Below are 19,232 nucleotides of genomic sequence, written 5' to 3'. Positions count from 1 at the left end.
TTTCTTTTTGTATATTTAAAAAAAATAATTTTAATTATCAATATAAATAATAGTAAAAATTTTAATAAATTATTATTTGTAATATATTTATAAATATATATTATAAAAAAATTAAAAAAAATGTATAAATATATTATATTATATTAAATTTATCAAATTTATTATTTTTAAAAAAAATTAAATTATTTAATATTTTTTAAAATAAAATTTGTTATTTCAAAAATACCCTCTTTATTTTTATTAGAAATTAAAAAAAAATTATCATAAGTAATATTTAAAATATCTAAATTATTTTTAATTTTTATTAATTGTTGTTTAATTTTTGTTTTACTAATTTTATCTTTTTTGGTAAAAACTAAAACAACTTTTAAATCATTTTGTATTAATAAACTACAAATATTAATATCATTAGTAGTTAGGCCCACTTTAAAGTCGATTAAATATAAAATTTTTCGACAATTTAAATTATTTTTTAACAAATCAAAAATAATTATTAAAAAATTTTTTTTGATTTTTTTACTTATTCTAGAATAACCATAACCGGGAGTATCTATTAAATAAAAAGAATTATTTAATAGATAATAATTTAAAGTTATAGTTTTTCCAGGATTTTTAGAAACTCTAGCTAATTTTTTTCGATTAGTTAAATTATTAATAAAAGAACTTTTACCAACATTACTTTTACCAATTAAAATTATTTCTGGATATTTAATTAAAGAAAAATTGTCTTTAATTTGTGTAATACTTTTGATAAAAACTGCTTGTTTTATCATTCTGTAAACCTTATTCTTAAAATAATCAAAATAAATATATATTAAAAATTAAAATATTTTTTTAAAAATAATAAAAACATGTTAAAATATTATGGTTTTAATTATTATAATAAAAAATAATATATAAATATAGATAAAATTATTATTTATAATAAATTGTATAAAAGGAGAAATCAATAATTGTTTTTTAAAAAATATAAAATAAAAAAATATTTTTTTATTTTATCAGTAATTATAGCTATATTTATAGTAATTTTTCAAATTATTTCTATAATTATCTTGAAAAAATATAATAAAATAATAAAATTAGAAAAATTATCTTCTAAACAACAATTAAATGATACAAAAAACATTTATCTTGATTCATATACTCAAAAAAATAAAAATGATCTAAAAGAAATTATTAATATTGATTTTAAAAAAAATATTAAAAATAAAATTAATAATAATGTTTTCAATTTTTTAAAAATTAAAAAACAAATTTATCAACAAAAAAAAATTGAAAACGATATTTTAAAAAAACATTTTAAAAATAATTTTATTCAAAAAGATATTTTTTATGATGAAAAAAATATTAATAACATAATTTATATTTATAATTTTCATACGGAAGGTGAAACAAATTCTAAATTTGTGATTCAATTACTAAATAATTTAGGTGAATTTGGAATTGATGTTAAATGGAAAAATTTTGAAAATAATGATTTGTTTGAAGGTTATAATCAAAATATTTATGAAAATTGTAAATTTAAATTAAAACAAAATCCTATTGGTTTACAAGCTTTTTATTTTTATGATGATCAAGAACGTGAAGGAATTAATAGTGAATATAATTTTTATGAATTATTTTTACAATGTAAAGAAGAAACAGAAACAATTTTTTTTCTTTTTTGGCATAATAAAATTAATTATGATAACTTTTTTTTACCTTTGAAAAAAATCTATAAAAATTTAAATATATCAAACAATAAGATTTTTACTTTTAATATAAAAGAAATATTTTTATTAGATTGTTTACAACAAAAAGAACAAGAAAATATTAACTTACAATCAAAAATAAATTTTTTAATGAATATGATAATTCAAATTACTAATGATATTAATCAAAAACAAAAAGAAATTAATATTTTAATACAAAAAAATAAAAAAAATCAAGCAGAAATATTTTTATTAACATATGATAATAAAATTTTATCTAATGATAATAAAAATTTTAAAATAAAAATATTAAAAAATCAATTAAAAACGTCAAATTTATATGAAAATAAAGAATTTTTTATTATCAAAAATTTAATAAAAGAATATGATCAAAAAACAGCAATTATTAAATATCAAGAAGCTTTGGAAAAATATAATCAATATATACGTTACTGGAAAATAGAAGCTAATATAAAACCAAATGTAGAATATAAATTTAATGAATTTTTAGATATTTTAACACAAGTAGATAATTTTTATTACACTAATATACAAGATAATAAATCAATAATTATTACTATATTTAAAAATAAAGATATTTGCGATCAACAAATATCAAATGAAAAAATTAAAATGTTTAAAATAAAAAAAATAAACCAAAATCCAGAAATTAAAATTAATAATATTGTTTATCAAATGTCTGATATTAAATTTAAATCAAATGTTTTTTTATCTTTAGAAAAACCTTTATTAAAACCTAATAATTATGACTTTAAGTTTATAAATATATTTTGTGAAAATAATGAATTTGAAAATAAATCTAATGATGATGTGTTAATTTCAAAAGAAAAAAATTATAATAAATCATTATCTAAAAATAATATCAAAAATATGGTAATAATTGATATTTTTTTAATCAACAAAAAAGATTTAATGACAAATATAATAACTAAGAATAGATTAAGCAACTATAGTTTAAATGCTCCTTGTTATACTAATCAAGAAGGAGAAAATTCACTATATTTTTTTATTAAAAATCCACCAATTAATTTATTAGCTGTTGTTTTTGATAAAGGCAATAGAGATGGAAAAGATGATACTTATACTTTAGAAGACTTAAAAAATATGGGTTATGAAGCTGAAAAAATGTATATTTTTTGGAAAAAAAATTAAATATAATAATAAAATTAAATTAATATAAATATATAATAAATTTAATTAAATTGTATATTTAAAATTAAAAAAAATATAATAATTTTATTTACGCTTTTTATAAAAATATGATAAAAATAAAGTAACAATACATAAATCAGCGCATCCGCCTGGAGAAACTTTATTTTTTTTATAAAAATCATTATTTTTTAAAATTATTTTATAAAAAGTTTTCCAGCCTTTTAAAAATAAAATATTTAACCATTCTTTTGCTTTTTTTTTAATAATTTGACTTTTATGATATCCTATTTTAAATATTAAAGTAGTATCATCAATTTCTGTTAAATAAAAAATTAATAATAATAAACATTTATTTTCTTGTGTTAATTTAGGATATTTTTTAGAATAATATTTTAAAAATGGCAAACCTTTATCAAAAATTACTGAATAACCATTTAAAGCTTCTCCTCTAGCGCCTAAAATTTTAAAATTTTTAAATATTTGTTTACTTTTGGAGTAAAAATTTAAATTTTTAAAATCATTAATTAAAGGTTTAGTAATTTTTTTAATTAAAAAACTCCAAATATCAAAAGGTATTTTATGAAAAAGACTATATATTGAGATATAATAAATAATTCCAAAAGCAAAAATTAAACCTTTATGTGTATTAACATTATTAGTAACTTTAAACATTCTTTTTTCTTGTTTTTGACCTAATTTTCTTAAAGATAAAAAATTTAAATCAGAATTTTTAATAGCCAAAATATAAATTTCTTTAAAATAAAATTTAAAAGTTTTTTGTGAAATTAAAAAGGTTTTGATGTTCATATCTAAATGGCAACCAGAATCTTTTTTAGATACCAAACCAAAACAAGGATAAGATAAAGCTTCTATTTTAATATATCTTAAAGCTAAATTAATTATTTTTTTGTGAAAATATTTATTTATTCCTGAAAATTTTTTTTTACTCATTTATAAAATTGTACCTAAAATAAATTAATTAATAATAAATAATTTAATATTACAAACCATAAAAAATAGGATAAGTTATGCTAGCAAAAGCTACTACCAAAGCACCACCTATACGAGTTGAAATTTGAGCGAATGAAATTAAATCCATTAAATTAGCGGCAGATAAAATATTAATATTTCCTGCACCGCCAATACTATTAAGACAAAGACCTGCTGTTATAGAAGATTCTACAGCATAAAAATTAAAAAAATGACCTATCAAACCGGCAGTTAAAGAAACAGTTATTACCGAAACCAAACATGTTAAAAAGAAAGGGAAACTTAGTGCATTTACAGCAGTTTGAATATTTAATGTAAAACCTAAAATAACTAACAAAGCAGAAGTGAAAAGAGTAGTTACTAATTTAGAAGCTTGTTTTATACATTCAAGAAAATTTTCATTAATTAAATTAAGTAATTTAATAATAATAACAACTACAACTAAAAAAACAATAGATTCTGGTAAAAATTTTTGATATTCTACCTTTACTATAAATAATTTCAATATTGTTCTTATTAAAACAGTTAGAGAATGAAAAGAAAAAATAATTATAAAACCAGTAGCAATATTATTATAATTAATTGGTTTCGATAACATTGGTTTTTTTTTATTTTTTAAAGATAATTGATTAATTTCTAAATTACCATTACCATTATATTTAGTATTTTTAAAGATTTTTTTAATAATACCAGAAGCAAAAATACTAAAAATACCACCCACTAATAAAGCTGGTGCAATGTGTCCAAACACCTTATCGGGATCATTAATTCCAATTACTGAACTATAAGATTCTTTTAAAGGCATAATTCCAGCTGTCATACCACCACTTGATAAAGGGAAAAAAATATAATATAGTGTATTTATAAAATGATTGTTACTATTACTGTTTTCTGCTCCTTTAATTCCTGAAATAGGTGCGAAACCCATTAATCCTAAACAATAACCGAATAAGCTAGTTATTAAAGCACCCGAAATTAAAGAAATAATAACTAAAGGAAAAAATTTTTTAAAAGCATTTTTTAATAAATTATTATCCATACTTAAAAAACTATAAACAATTAAAGATGTTACAAAAAAAGAAGAAAATCCAATTCCTTTATCACTATTAAAATTTTTAAAATTTTTTATAATAACTTCTCTAAAATTGTTAATTTTCATTCCTATATGTGTGTTATTAAAAGAATTAGAAAATTGTAAAGAAACAAGAATAGAAGGAATTAAAATACATAAAATAGAACTCCCACCGATATCTTTTAAAAAAGGGATTTTACTACCTATAAATTTTAAAATTCCAGCAAAAGTCATAGCAATTAATAAAGATGTCATTAAACCATGCCATGTATCATTACTTAATTTTTTATTATTTGTATCAAAACCGTAGTAAATTTGAAGAATTAATATTGACATAATCAAAATTAAAACATAAAAATTAAAACCTAAAATATTATTTGATTTATTTTTAGAAATTGTTTGTGTTTTTTTTTTATCATTCATTATGACAAAATAAACTCCTTTTTATTGAATTTATTAATATTAATGAAAATTATTATATATAACAATCATTTAATTATATTTTTATATTGTAATAATTATAAAAAATCAAAAAATAAATAAAATCAATGATTATTCTTATACAATTATATATTATCAAAATATTATAAAAAATTTTAATTAAAATTAAAATTTTAAATTAATTTATTATTAATTTCCCATAATGATTGAAATATATCATCTTTTTTATTTTCTAAAACTTCTGAAAAAGAATAAGGAATAATCTTATTGTTTCTAATTCCTAGAGCAATATTAAAAAAATTTTTTTTAATCATTTCAATGGAATAAAAACCCATTAAAGTTCCTAAAATGCGATCTTGAGGTAAAGGATTTCCACCTTTTTGAGTATGCCCTAAAATAGTGATTTTAGTTTCCAAACCGCTAACTAATTCAATTTCTTTTGCTAAAACATTAATATCAAACTGGCGTTCTGTTAGTATTACGATTGCATGACTTTGTTCTTTATTGCGAAAAGATTTCATTTTTTTTAAAACATCTATTTTACTATTGTTATATTCAGGAACAATAACTAAATTGGTTTCGTTACAAATAGAACTATAAAGAGCTAAATCACCTTTGTGTCTACCCATAACTTCAACCAAAGTACATCTTTTATGTGATTTAGAAGTATCTTTAATTTTATCAATAGCTTCAACAATAGTATTTAAAGCTGTATGAAATCCAATAGTAAATTCAGTACCTGTAATATCATTATCAATAGTTCCTGGAATTCCAATGCATTTGACGCCAAAATCAATTAATTTTAAAGCTCCTTTATAAGAACCGTTACCACCAATAATAATTAAAAATGAAATATCTTTATTTTTTAAATTTTGAACTGACTTTTTAATAATATTTGTGTTTTCTATAAATTCAATAAAACGTGAAGTACCTAAAAAAGTACCACCCATTTTAATAATATTTTCTACATCTTCTAACTTTAATAAATTAATTTGATTTTGATATAAACCTAAATAACCATACTTAATTCCATAAATTGATATATTATTTTTTATACCAACTTTAACTATACTTCTAATAGCTGCGTTCATTCCTGGTGAATCTCCGCCTGATGTTAAAACAGCTATATTCATATTATTGTATTATCCTTTTCTAAATTTGAATTAAATTATTAATTTTAAAAAAATCATAAAATTTATCTTCATCAATATGTGGCGCAATGATATCAGCAACTTCTTTAATTTGATTATATTTAGTATTTCCCATAGCAATTCCAACGTTAGCATATTTAATCATATCAATATCGTTGTAACCATCGCCAACACAAATTAATTGATATTCTGGATATATTTTTTGTATTTTTTTAATACCATAAAATTTATTAATACCTTTTGAAACTAAATCAACACCACCATAATTCCAATAAAAAAACTGAAATAATTGTTTATAATTATTAATAAAACTATTAATTTTATTAATATTTTTTTCTATTATCCACATTTGATAAATTTTATTTGAAAGATAAAATTTATCGTCTAAAATGTTCATTTTCATACTATAAAAATTTTTTAATTTTTCTGTAATAAATAATAAATCTTTTTTATAAAAAACAGCTTCTTGATGCAAGCCTACCATTCCTGTAGGCAAACCAAAAGAATTTGCTTTTTTTGTTAAATATAAAACTTCTTCCTTTGAAAAAAAATTTTCATCAATAATTTTATCATTAATAATAATTACACTTCCATTTAATAAAACTAAGTGTTTAAAAAAATGTAATAAATTACCTAAAACATTTAATCTTGTTTTATTTCTACCTGTGGCAATACTTAAAATAACATAAGGGTCTTTAGATAAAGCTTTGATGGTTTTAACAGTTTGAGGCCAAATTTTTTTATATTTAGTACTAAAAATTGTATTATCAATATCAAAAAAAAATATTCTTTTTTTTTTTATTTTTATCATATATATATTATCTTTTTGATTTTTATTTTCATAAACTTAAATATTATAAATTATTTATTTATATTTTTTCTTAATTTTTTAATAAATTTAAAAAATAAATATATAATAAAAAATAATAAAATTAAGTTAGAAAAAAAATTAATAAAAGCATAACCTTTCCAACCATATTCTGCAGTATTCCATTTAAGGTTAAAATACTCAGTAATTGTAGTATGTCTAAATAAATATATTAAAGGAATTCGAATTAAAATTCTTAAAAAATTAAAATACATATCTAAACTAGGTTTTTTAAAAGCTACAAAACTTTTTAATAAAATACTTTGAATAACAACGGTAAAAAAGCCAGAAATGCAAGAAAATAAAATAAAAAAATTAAGTTGCTCTGGATTTTTAATATAACTACTTGAAGAATTATTACTAAATAACAAACTGAAAAATTTCAATATTGAAATTCCATAAAAAACGGCAAAAAAAGTATAAATTAAACCAAAAATCAAATTTATTATAATAGAAAAATAAATGCTCTTTAAAGAACGTAAAATATTTTTATTACCTAAATTTGCTGAAATAATCAATACAACACTTTCCTCTAAAGAAAAACCAAATTGTAAACCAAAACCAGCTATAAAATCAGCTATGGAAATAGTAGTTAAGGAACCTGGAATATAAAAATCAGGCCGACCAATTATTAAAAGAATAATTAATTTACCAAATTCATAAATAAATTTACTTAAAAAAATAGGGTAAAATATTTTAAAAATTTTTTTAAAATAAGAAATTTTATCACTAACACTATCTTTTATTTTTGAATTATTTAAATCTTTATTATTTTTGTCTATTTTAAATAATGTAATTAATTTAAACAAAAGTAATAAATTAGACATTATCATAGCAAAAATAGTAGATAAACCTAAATGAAACATAGTTATGTTTTGTTGTTCTTTTGAAAGAATAAATAAATAATTAAAACCAATTTTTGAAATTAAAAATAAAAAATTAGAAAAATAAATTATTTTAATGTTACCTTTTATTCTTAATAAACCTAAAAAAACACTATTAATAGACATTAATATTCCAGAAAACATTAAGCAAAAATAATAACCTGAAATTTCTGACATATCACTATTTGATATTTCATTATGATTAGTAATATGAAATAAAATTGTTTGTTTAAAAAAAATACCTAAAAAAGCCAATAAACAAGAAGTAATAATAACCATTTTAAAAGTATTTTTTATTAAAACATATACTTTTGAATAATTACCCTTGCCATATTCATTACCTATTACAACATTAGAAGCCATAGCCAAACAAACTCCAAAATAAAAAAAAATTTGTTTAATAGATGTTAAAATAGGTAAAATATCTGTAATTTTATTTGTTTTTTTTTGAGATAATGCAGTAATTGCATCTATTTGAGATGGTAATAAATTAAATATTATATTAGTTAAAGCAATTGGTATTGCTAAAATTAAAATAATTTTAAATAAATTGCCTTCTAAAATCATTTTTCTTTTTTTTTCTACCAATATTATATCTGTCATTAAATTAATTTTAATATCCTCTCTTGATAAATATTAAAAATAAAATTTTATATTTTTATAAAATAATTAATTATTTTAAAGTTTATTTTTATATTTTAAAAAATCTTTCAAAAATATTTTATCAATTGTCATCATATTTTTTATTGGTAAATCTTTTTCATTAAACCATTTTAAATCCAATACTTCTTTATTTAATTTTGTAATTTTACCTTGTGTTTTAGTAACTATAAAAGTTATTACAATAGCATAAACAATATCACCATTAGGGTAAATAATTTTAAATTCTTTACCTGAATATGTTTTAAATATATCAATTTTTAAAGCATCTAATCCAGTTTCTTCTTTTAATTCTCTAATAGCTACTTCTTGAGCTGTTTCACCTAATTCCATAGAACCACCATGAAGCCCCCAAATATTAAAATCTTTTCTTAATTGCAGTAAATATTTATTTTTTTCGTAAACAATAATAGAAGCACCTGGACTAAATAAAGGATCTTTACCGATTTTTTTACGTATTTTTTTAATATAACACATATTAATAATTTTTAAAAACCTTTCGAAATTTTTTAAAATTTTAATTTAAATATTTTAAAAATTATTTATTTTTTTTAAAAAATACTTAAATTACATTCATTATACTAAAAAATTTTATATATAAAAATAATATTATTTAAAATATTAAACTTTATTAACAGAACCAAATAATCTTAATTTTTTTTTAATAATATTTTTAATTGCTAAAAATCCTGGTTTAAATAATTTTCTTAATTCAAATCCTCTATTATCAAAATTTTTATTATAAAAAATATGTTCTCTTGTGGCTTTAGCAAATGCTAATTGACAAGCAGTATTAACATTAATCTTTGTAATTCCTAAAGAAATAGACTTTTTAATCATTTCATCAGGAATTCCTGTACCTCCATGTAAAACTAAAGGTTTTTTATTAGTAATTTTATTTATTTTTTCTAAAATTTTAAAATTTAGACCATTCCAATTTGGAGAATATTCTCCATGCATATTACCTATGTTAACCGCTAACATATCAATATCTAATAAAGACATTAAATAGCATTGTTTAGGATCAGAAAAATCATATTGAAAATTTATATTATTTTCTTCTTTACCAATACCACTAATTTCTGTTTCTAGTAAAACCTTTTTTTGACGACATAATTTTATAATTTCTTTAGTTTTAATTAAATTTTGTTCAAAAGAATAACCTTCAGAACTGAACATAATAGAATTAAAATCAGCTGCTAAAGCTTTTTTTACTCCTTCAAAACTTCCGTGATCTAAATGTAAAAAAACAGGAACAGATATTTTATAAAATTCGTCTAAAGACTTAACCATATTGAAAACTGTTTTAAAACCCCCCATGTAATCGGCAGCTTTTTCAGAAACACCTAAAATAATAGGAGATTTTAATTCGTTTGCTGTTGTTAAAACAATTTTAGCCCATTCTAAATTATTAATATTAATTTGAGCAATACCATAACCTTTTTGATATGCATTTAATAAAATTTTTTTATTAGCGGTTAACATTTTTTCTCCTCAAAAAATAAATAAATTTTAAAATTATTTTTAAATAATAAAAAATAATTAAATTTGTTTGAATTGACTTTGATAAAGTTGATAATAAAATCCTTTTTTAGCTAATAATTCTTGATGATTTCCAGTTTCTTCAATTTTACCATCTTTTAAAAATAAAATTTTATCAGCATTTATAATAGTAGATAAACGATGAGCAATAACAAAAGAAGTTCTATCGTTAAGTAATTTTTTTATAGCTTGTTGTAATAATAATTCTGTTCTAGTATCAATAGTAGAAGTAGCTTCATCTAAAATTAAAATATTAGGGTTTCGCAAAATAGTTCTTGCAATAGTAATCATTTGCTTTTCACCTTGAGATAAATTATCAGACTCTTCATTAATCATAGTATAATATCCATTTGTTTTAGAATCAATAAATAAATTAATATTAGCTTTTTTAGCAGCCAAAAAAACCTCTTCGTCTGTGGCTTGATCATTCCCATATTTAATATTTTCAAAAATAGTTCCATTAAAAAGCCATGTATCTTGTAAAACCATACCCAAAATTTTTCTTAAATTATCTTTTTTAAAATCATTAATATTAATCCCATCAATAGTTATAGCGCCTTTTTCTAAATCATAAAAACGCATTAATAAATTAATTAAAGTTGATTTTCCTGAACCGGTAGGACCAACAATGGCAATCATTTGCCCACATTTAACTTCAAAATTAATATTTTGTAAAATTATTTTAGTTCCATAATTAAAATAAACATTATCAAATACTACTTTATTTTTGAAATTATTTAAAATAAAAGGTTGTTCTAATTCTGGTTTTTCTTCTTCTTCTTGTAAAAATCTAAAAACTCTTTGCGAAGCAGCTTTAGCTGATTGAAATAAAACAGACATTTGTGTTAATTCGCTTATTGGACTTTCTAAACACCAAACATATTTAATAAAAGATTGAAAAATACCTAATTTCAAAAGAGTATAAGAACCCATAAAAAAGAAAGTAATTTGATTATTTTTTTCACTCATTAAAATACTACCTAAAATAGATACTAAAACTACAATTAAATATGTAAAAGATTTAATAATAGGCATTAATAAACCAGATAATACATTAGATTTAAAAATTAATTTTTGCAAATTATTATTTTTTATTTGAAATTCTTTTATTACTTTAGATTGTTGATTATAAATCATAATTTCTTTGTAACCTGTATATTTTTCCTGTAAAAAACCATTATAATCGCCAAAATTTTCAAATCTTTGAATAAAAATATTTTGTGATTTATTCGAAAGTTTATAAATGGTAAAAAAAGATAAAGGAATAACTAACATAACAATTAATCCTAATCGCCAATTAATAGAAAACATCCAAAATGATGAAGCAATAATAAAAAAAGAAGAATAAATTAAAGTAGAACAAGTTTGTTGTAAACTATTAGAAATAATTTCGATATCGTTAGTCATCCTACTCATAACATTACCTAAAGTATTTTGTTCAAAATAACTTACTGGTAATAAATGAATTTTTTTTTGAATATCTTGACGTAAATATTTAATTCCTTTATGAATAGAAGTAACTAATAATTTATTATAAACAATTCTTAAAATAGCAACAATAATATAAAATAATAAAGTTAAAACAAGAAGTGGAATAATGTCTTTAGGTTTAATGCTACTATTATTGGATGATATTTCACGTACTTTTTCAATAATAAATTTACCTTCCCAAAGAGGTAAACAAGAAGCAATAATAGCAGAAATAAATATTAAAAAAAAACTAATAATTAATTCTTTTTTAAAAGATTTAAAATAATAAAAAATTTTTTTCATTTAAAACTCCAATAAATTTTGTGAACGAGCAATTTCTTTATAAAATTCACATCTTTGTATTAAATCTTTATGTTTTCCTATATCTAAGATTCTACCTTGATCTAAAACAACAATTTTATCAGAATTCAAAATAGAACTTAATCTTTGAGCCACTATAATAACAATAGAATTTTTTTTCATTTCATAAAAAGCTTTTTTTAATTCATAATCTGTTTTATAATCTAAAGCAGAAAAGGAATCATCAAAAATATAAACATCAGGTTTTTTAACTAAAGCTCTAGCAATTGCTAATCTTTGTTTTTGACCTCCAGAAAAATTATTACCAAATTCACTAACGAATTCATTTATTTTTTCAGATTTAGATTCAATGAAATCATAAGATTGAGATATTTTTATAGATTCCAAAATGCTTTCTTCAGGAGCATTTTCTTTACCCATATAAAGATTACTTAAAATAGTGCCTTTAAATAAAAAATTTTTTTGCGAAACAAAACCAATTTTACTTCTTAAATGATCAATATTATAATCAAAAATATCAATATCATTTAACTTAATTGTACCACTAGTAACATTATATAAACGAGGGATTAAATTTATTAAAGTTGATTTTCCAGAACCGGTAGGACCTACGAAAGAAACTATTTCGTCTTTATAAAAAATTAAATTAATATTATCTAATATTTTTTGATTAGAATTAGGATAATTAAAAACAACATTTTTAAATTCTATTTTTTTAATATTTTCTTTAATTTTTAAATTAACATCATTATTTTTAATAACAATTTGATATGACAAAATTTCTTCTATTCGTTTAACTGAAACTAAAGTTTTTGGAAACATCATAAATAATAATAAAAAATTTAATATAGAAAATAAAACATGAAATTGAAATTCTATACACTTAAATAAATTTCCTAAAGTAAAATTATTTGAATTTGGTAAAAGATAACATGAGCCTATACCAATAGTTAAAATAATTGAAAAATTTACTAAAAAATAAAAAATAGGATCAATTAAAACTAAAAATTTAAATAATTTTATAGAAAAAATACTATATTTAGTATTACATTCATAAAAACGTTTTTCTTCATATTTATCTTTACATAAAGATCTAACTACTTTAAAACCAGTTAAATTTTCTCTAGTTATTAAATTAAGTTTATCTAATTGTTTTTGTTGTTCAACTGATAAATAATAAGTTTTTTTTACCATAAAAATAATCATAAAAATTAGGAAAGGTATAATAAATAAAATACCAAAAACTAAATGATAATTAATTCGACATATCATAATAAAACTACATAATACAATAATAGGTGCTACAACCGCAGCTCTATAAAAAGTAGACATAAAACTCATTATTTGGTAAACATCTGATGTGTTACGATTCATGATAGATGAAATACCAAATTTTTGCATTTCATAAGGAGAAAAAGTTTGAACTTTTTTAAAAATATCCATACTTAAATCATTAAAAAGTTTGGATGAAACAAAAGAAGAACAAAAATTAATAAGTAAATTACCTAAAATACCAAAAATTACTAAAATTAAAAATATTAAAAAAAGTTGGTGGTAATTAATTGTATTATTATTTTGATGATCAATAATAAAATCACCAATAACAAAAGGAATACCAATTTCACAAAAAGATATTAAAAAAGCAGATAAAATATTAAATATTAATAAAATTTTATATTTTTTTAAATATTTCCATATAATTTTCATATTTTATAACATTAATTCTTTCTTTTAATGAATTATTATTTATTTTATTTAATTTTTAAAATTAATATTAAAATAAATAAATTTATTATTTAATAACTTAATAAATATTTTATTATTGTTAAAATTTATTATAATAAATTAATTGAATAAATATAAATTTAAAAAAATTATTACTCAAATCCAACATTTTTTAATAATTTTAATAAAGCTTCCCAAGATAAAATAGCACAATTAACTCTACTTTTAATATTAACTATAAACTGAAATAGTTTAAAATCAGAACTTATATTATCTAAATTAAATTTTTTACCTTTTAACATATTAATAAAATTATTAGAAATCTTAATTACTTCTGATATACATTTATTTTTTAATTCATTTGACATAAAATTAGCCGAAGAAACACAAATTACGCAACCTTTAATTTCGTATCTAAAATCTATAATCATATTATTTTTAATTTTAATTTGTAAAAAAATATAATCATTACCACAAAAATAATTTTCATATTTTAAGTAGAAATAATCAGGATCTGATAATAAAATTTTATTTGGTTTTTTATGATAATATTTTAATATTAAATTACGATATGTTTTATAAAATTCTGTCATTTTAAACCTTTTTAAAAAAATTAATAATTTTTTTTAAAGCAATAATTAATAAAACAACATCATTTTTATTATTATGCATGCCAATAGAAACTCTTATCACACTTGTTTGTTTAATTTTTTTTAAAGTTAAATCAGCACATAATTTACCAACTCTAACACAAATATTTTCTTTAGCTAAAAAAGTAACAACATCATGAGCATTAATATTTATTAAATTAAAAGTAATAATATGATGTGCATTATTAGGATTATAAATAATAATATTAGAAAATTTTTTTAATTTTTCTATAGCGTATTTATAAATTTTATATTCATGATAAATAATTTTTTCAAAACCAATATCAATAATTAAATCTAAAACTTCTTTAAAAGATATAATAGCTGAAATATTATGAGTTCCTGCCTCAAATTTATTAACATTAAATTTATATGTAAAATCATTACTATCAAATGATTCAATAATACCTCCGCCAAGTAATAAAGGCTTTAGTAAATGTAATAAATTATTTTTAACAAACAAAATGCCTAAACCAAAAGGCCCATACATTTTATGAGATGAAAAACACACAAAATCAACATCTAAATCACGAACATCTAAACGAAAATGACTAACATATTGTGCCGAATCTAAAATTACTAAAGCATTACCACTATGAGCCAAATTAGCTATTTCTTTAATAGGAGGTTTATAACCTAAAACATTAGAAATATGAGTTAAAATAACTATTTTAGTTTTTTTATTAAAAATTTTTTGAAAATTATGATAACTAATTTGATTATTTTCATCTAAAGGAATAAAAACTAATTTAGCTTTATGCTTTTTTGAAATTCTTAACCAAGGTAAAAAAGCAGCATTATGTTCTAATTCTGAAATAATTATTTCATCTCCCTCTTTTAATAAATGAGATAAACCAAAAGCTAACATATTTAAAGATTCAGTTGTGCTTTTGGTAAAAATAATTTCTTCTGAATGAGAATTAATAAAATTAGCTGTTTTTTTTCTAGTTTTTTCAACTAACAAACTATTATGTTCACTTAAATCATAAAAAGATTTATTACTAATACCATTATTATAATAAAAATTTTCTAATGCTATTATCATTTTTTTTGGTTTTAAAGAAGTAGAAGCATGATCAAAATAAACTAAATTAGGGTTATTTTTAAAAATAGGAAAAAGATATTTAAAATCATTTTTTATCATTTTATTAATACACTCTCCTTTTCTTAAAGGAATTTAATATATATTAATATTTAATTAATAATTAATAAAATGGATTTTTTTATAATCTATTTAAAAATAATTAAAGCATTAAATATTTTACCTTTTTTTAATAAAATATATTTATTAAATAAAGAATGTTTTATATTTAAAATTAATTCTACATCATCTACTATTTTATCAAAAATTTTAATAGAACGACTAGAAATTAATTCTCTAGCTTTATTTTTTGAATTAGTTAATTCAGTTAATATTAAAGCTTCTAATAAGGAAATTTTATCATTAACTTCAATATAATTTAAAGTATATTTCAAACAACAAAAACTTTGTTCATTTAATTGATCTTTTTTGTCTATAAATAAAATTTGGTTAGTATTAAAACAATTTTCAAACATTTTTTTTCCATGAATTAAAGTAATTATTTCTTTAGCTAAAATTTTTTGAGCTATTCTATTTTGAGGATTTGTAATATTTTCTTCTTGTAATTTAATAATTTCTTTTTTAGATAATAAAGTTAAAGATTTTAAATAATTAATTACTTCTTTATCTTCTGTATTTAAAAAATATTGATAAATTTTATAAGGTGAAGTTAATTTTTTATCTAACCATAAAACACCATCTTCACTTTTACCAAATTTAGTACCATCATATTTTAATAATAATGCATTTGTTATACCAATAGGTTTATTATTGTCTTTAGTTTTATTTATTTTTTTAATTAATTCTAATCCACTAGTAATATTTCCCCATTGATCAGAACCACCAAATTGCATTATAACATTTTTATTTTCAAATAAATATTGAAAATCTAAAGATTGTAATATCATATAAGAAAATTCAGCATATGAAATCCCTTTTTTCAATCTATTTGAAACTATTTCCTTGGAAAGCATATAATTAATATTAAAAAGTTTACCATATTTTCTTAAAAAATTAATAATATCTATTTTTGAAATCCAATCATAATTATTAACAATTTCAAAAGATATAAAAGATAAAATTTTTTTAAATTGTAAACTGATTTTATTAAAATTATCTAAAATTTGGTTAGATTCTAATAATTTTCTTTCTTCTATTTTTTTTGGATCACCAATAAAACTAGTTGCTCCGCCCAATAAAATAATAGGGAAATGACCCCTTTTTTGTATTAATAAAAAAGTAATAATTTGAACTAAATGACCTACAGTTAAAGAACCAGCTGTAGTATCAAAACCACAATAAAATTTAATTTTTTTATTACCATCTAACAATAATTTAGCTCTTTTTTCATCGCTACATTCAGTAATCAAATTACGCCATTTTAATTCTTCAAATAAAGACACATAAATTCTCCTAATAAATTAATTAATAAATTACGTGAATATAAATAAAAATTAAAAGTGAGTTTTTGACTCACTTTTATAAAATATAAATACAATAAAAAATAACTTAAATAATATAAATAGTTTATAAAATAAATAAAAATATAAAATTAATTTCTAAATTATTTTAATTATAACACAAAAAATTAAAATTATTTTTTATATTGTAAAAAAATAATTAATTAAAAAATAGATAAGTTAATAAAAAATAAAAATATTTTGTTAGTTAAAATTTTTACTAACAAAATATTTTTTAATTTAATATTAAATTAAAGATATGATTGGTTAATTTTTAATATTTTATTATTGAAAAATATATTTTTTTTATTTTTTATTTTTACCCAAAAATGATTAGGAATTTCAAAAATACTTTCATTAGACAAATGTTTAATATTGCCGACATATTTACTATAAATATTAAATTTTTCATGTAATATTTTTAATAATAAAGCAGGATTAATCATATCTTTTTTACCTAAATTAATGCTTAAAGACAACATATTACGAGAAGAACTAATTCTTTTTAAATTTTTATTAACAAAATTAGTTTTAAAATTATTAATTTCAGCAATTTCTTTATAATCTCTTTTTACTGGTATTATAAAATTCAATAATGCTTTTATAATTTGTTTATTATCAAAATTATCTAACAATTTTTGTATTAATTCATCATTAATATCTTTTTGTGAATTATTTTTAATAATTTCAAAAATTTTTTCTTGAAAATTTTTTAATTTTTTTTCTTGAATATCTTTTATTTTAGGTATATTTTGAAAAATTAATTTTTCTTTTAAATAATTTTCTAAACTCTTTAATTGTGATAATTTACTTGGAGTCACAAAACTATAAGCTAATCCCTTTAAACCTGCTCTACCAGTTCTACCTATACGATGAACATAAACTTCATTTTGACGAGATAAATCATAATTAATAACCATAGTAATAGAAGAAATATCAATACCTCTAGCTGCAACATCAGTAGCTATTAAAATTTTAATTTTTTGATTACGAAAATTATTCATAACTTGTTGTCTTTGATTTTGTTTTAAATCGCCATGAATAAAATCAACTGAAAAATTATTTTCTTGTAAATAAGCGTTAATTAAATCAACATCTTTTTTAGTATTTGCGAAAATAATAACTGAGTTGGGGTTTTCTAAATCTAATAAACGAACTAGTAATTTTAATTTATCAAATTCTTTAACTAAAAAATAAAATTGTTGTACAGAACTAACAGCAATATTTTTTTGATAAACTTTTAAAATTTTAGGATCATTTTGATATTTATTAGCTATTTTTTGAATAGTTGGCGGTAAAGTAGCAGAAAATAAAACTGTTTGTCTTTTTTTAGGTATTTTTTGCAAAATAGTCTCTAATGCTTCTTGAAACCCCATATTTAACATTTCATCTGCTTCATCTAAAGTTAAAATTTTTAATCCTGAAAAATCAATTTTTTTTCTTTCTAAAAGATCAATAACTCTTCCGGGAGTTGCAATAATTATATGAGGTTTATTTTCTAACACTTTGAATTGTTTAATGTAGGATTCTCCTCCATAAATAACTGCAATTTTTATTTCTTCATAAAATTTAATTAATTTTTTAAATTCTTGAAAAACTTGAAGTGCCAATTCTCTTGTTGGACATAAAATTAAACTTTGTGTTTTTTTTATACTAAGATCAATTTTTTCAATAATAGGTATTCCAAAAGCAAAAGTTTTACCTGTTCCAGTTTGGGCTTGACCGATTATATCATAACCTTTAATCATTTCACTAATTACTAAATTTTGAATATCAGTAGGTTTTAAAAAATTTAATTCTTTTAAAGCTTTTTGGGTTTGCGGTAAAATATTAAAATTTTCGAATAAAATATCCATTGTTACCTCTTTTTTATATTTATAAAATGTATTTTTTTTATCTTTAATCAAGATAAATTTAGTTTACACCTTTATTTATTATAACAAATTAAAATAAAAAAATGAAGTAATTTATAAAAAAACTAATTGATGTAACAATTATAAAAATAGTTTTAAAAATATAAAAGAAATTAATTTGAAAATTAAAAGATAATTAT

The 19,232-nt window shown here is 19.0% G+C and carries 15 protein-coding genes; 1 reads left to right on the top strand and 14 read right to left on the bottom strand.

What is annotated here, in order from left to right; genetic code table 11:
- Window positions 1-182 precede the first annotated feature (182 nt).
- Window positions 183-773, bottom strand: coding sequence for a ribosome biogenesis GTP-binding protein YihA/YsxC (gene yihA / locus ACLHHF_RS01555; protein ID WP_411308077.1), 591 nt, complete (start codon window positions 771-773; stop codon window positions 183-185).
- A gap of 180 nt (window positions 774-953) precedes the next feature.
- Between yihA and ACLHHF_RS01550 the strand changes: the two genes are divergently transcribed.
- Complete coding sequence (locus ACLHHF_RS01550; RefSeq protein ID WP_411308076.1) at window positions 954-2,864, top strand: hypothetical protein; 1,911 nt, start codon at window positions 954-956, stop codon at window positions 2,862-2,864.
- An 84-nt stretch (window positions 2,865-2,948) separates the two neighbouring features.
- On the opposite strand, the gene ACLHHF_RS01545 is transcribed toward ACLHHF_RS01550, so the two are convergent.
- From ACLHHF_RS01545 to ACLHHF_RS01485, 13 genes are all read right to left on the bottom strand, one after another.
- Complete coding sequence (locus ACLHHF_RS01545; protein ID WP_411308075.1) at window positions 2,949-3,815, bottom strand: triphosphoribosyl-dephospho-CoA synthase; 867 nt, start codon at window positions 3,813-3,815, stop codon at window positions 2,949-2,951.
- A gap of 49 nt (window positions 3,816-3,864) precedes the next feature.
- A complete protein-coding gene (locus ACLHHF_RS01540; RefSeq protein ID WP_411308073.1) occupies window positions 3,865-5,349 on the bottom strand; it encodes a 2-hydroxycarboxylate transporter family protein in 1,485 nt (494 codons plus the stop codon).
- 191 nt (window positions 5,350-5,540) lie between these two features.
- Complete coding sequence (locus ACLHHF_RS01535; RefSeq protein ID WP_411308072.1) at window positions 5,541-6,500, bottom strand: ATP-dependent 6-phosphofructokinase; 960 nt, start codon at window positions 6,498-6,500, stop codon at window positions 5,541-5,543.
- A 19-nt stretch (window positions 6,501-6,519) separates the two neighbouring features.
- Window positions 6,520-7,329: an HAD family hydrolase gene (locus tag ACLHHF_RS01530; protein WP_411308071.1), complete on the bottom strand. Its 810-nt coding sequence runs from the start codon at window positions 7,327-7,329 to the stop codon at window positions 6,520-6,522.
- Window positions 7,330-7,379: 50 nt separating this feature from the next.
- Complete coding sequence (locus tag ACLHHF_RS01525; protein WP_411308070.1) at window positions 7,380-8,873, bottom strand: MATE family efflux transporter; 1,494 nt, start codon at window positions 8,871-8,873, stop codon at window positions 7,380-7,382.
- Window positions 8,874-8,948: 75 nt separating this feature from the next.
- Complete coding sequence (locus ACLHHF_RS01520; RefSeq protein ID WP_411308068.1) at window positions 8,949-9,407, bottom strand: NUDIX hydrolase; 459 nt, start codon at window positions 9,405-9,407, stop codon at window positions 8,949-8,951.
- 144 nt (window positions 9,408-9,551) lie between these two features.
- Window positions 9,552-10,415: a ketose-bisphosphate aldolase gene (locus tag ACLHHF_RS01515; RefSeq protein WP_411308067.1), complete on the bottom strand. Its 864-nt coding sequence runs from the start codon at window positions 10,413-10,415 to the stop codon at window positions 9,552-9,554.
- A gap of 57 nt (window positions 10,416-10,472) precedes the next feature.
- Window positions 10,473-12,245, bottom strand: a complete 1,773-nt coding sequence (locus ACLHHF_RS01510) for an ABC transporter ATP-binding protein (protein ID WP_411308066.1) — start codon at window positions 12,243-12,245, stop codon at window positions 10,473-10,475.
- Window positions 12,246-13,970: an ABC transporter ATP-binding protein gene (locus ACLHHF_RS01505; protein WP_411308064.1), complete on the bottom strand. Its 1,725-nt coding sequence runs from the start codon at window positions 13,968-13,970 to the stop codon at window positions 12,246-12,248. It lies immediately after the preceding gene.
- Between the two features lie 170 nt (window positions 13,971-14,140).
- On the bottom strand, window positions 14,141-14,581 hold the full coding sequence (gene sufU, locus ACLHHF_RS01500; RefSeq protein ID WP_411308063.1) for a Fe-S cluster assembly sulfur transfer protein SufU: 441 nt from the start codon (window positions 14,579-14,581) through the stop codon (window positions 14,141-14,143).
- Window position 14,582: 1 nt separating this feature from the next.
- A complete protein-coding gene (locus ACLHHF_RS01495) occupies window positions 14,583-15,782 on the bottom strand; it encodes an aminotransferase class V-fold PLP-dependent enzyme (RefSeq protein WP_411308061.1) in 1,200 nt (399 codons plus the stop codon).
- Window positions 15,783-15,868: 86 nt separating this feature from the next.
- On the bottom strand, window positions 15,869-17,122 hold the full coding sequence (gene tyrS / locus ACLHHF_RS01490) for a tyrosine--tRNA ligase (protein ID WP_411308060.1): 1,254 nt from the start codon (window positions 17,120-17,122) through the stop codon (window positions 15,869-15,871).
- A gap of 308 nt (window positions 17,123-17,430) precedes the next feature.
- Entirely contained in the window at window positions 17,431-19,035 is a 1,605-nt protein-coding gene (locus tag ACLHHF_RS01485; RefSeq protein ID WP_411308059.1) for a DEAD/DEAH box helicase, read from the bottom strand.
- Between the last annotated feature and the right edge of the window lie 197 nt (window positions 19,036-19,232).

The sequence above is a fragment of the Candidatus Phytoplasma pyri genome, from assembly GCF_046600495.1.
In the GTDB taxonomy this organism is placed as follows: domain Bacteria; phylum Bacillota_I; class Bacilli_A; order Acholeplasmatales; family Acholeplasmataceae; genus Phytoplasma; species Phytoplasma pyri.
The sequence above is the reverse complement of the archived record's forward strand: the minus strand, read 5'-3'. Positions and strand labels throughout refer to the sequence as shown.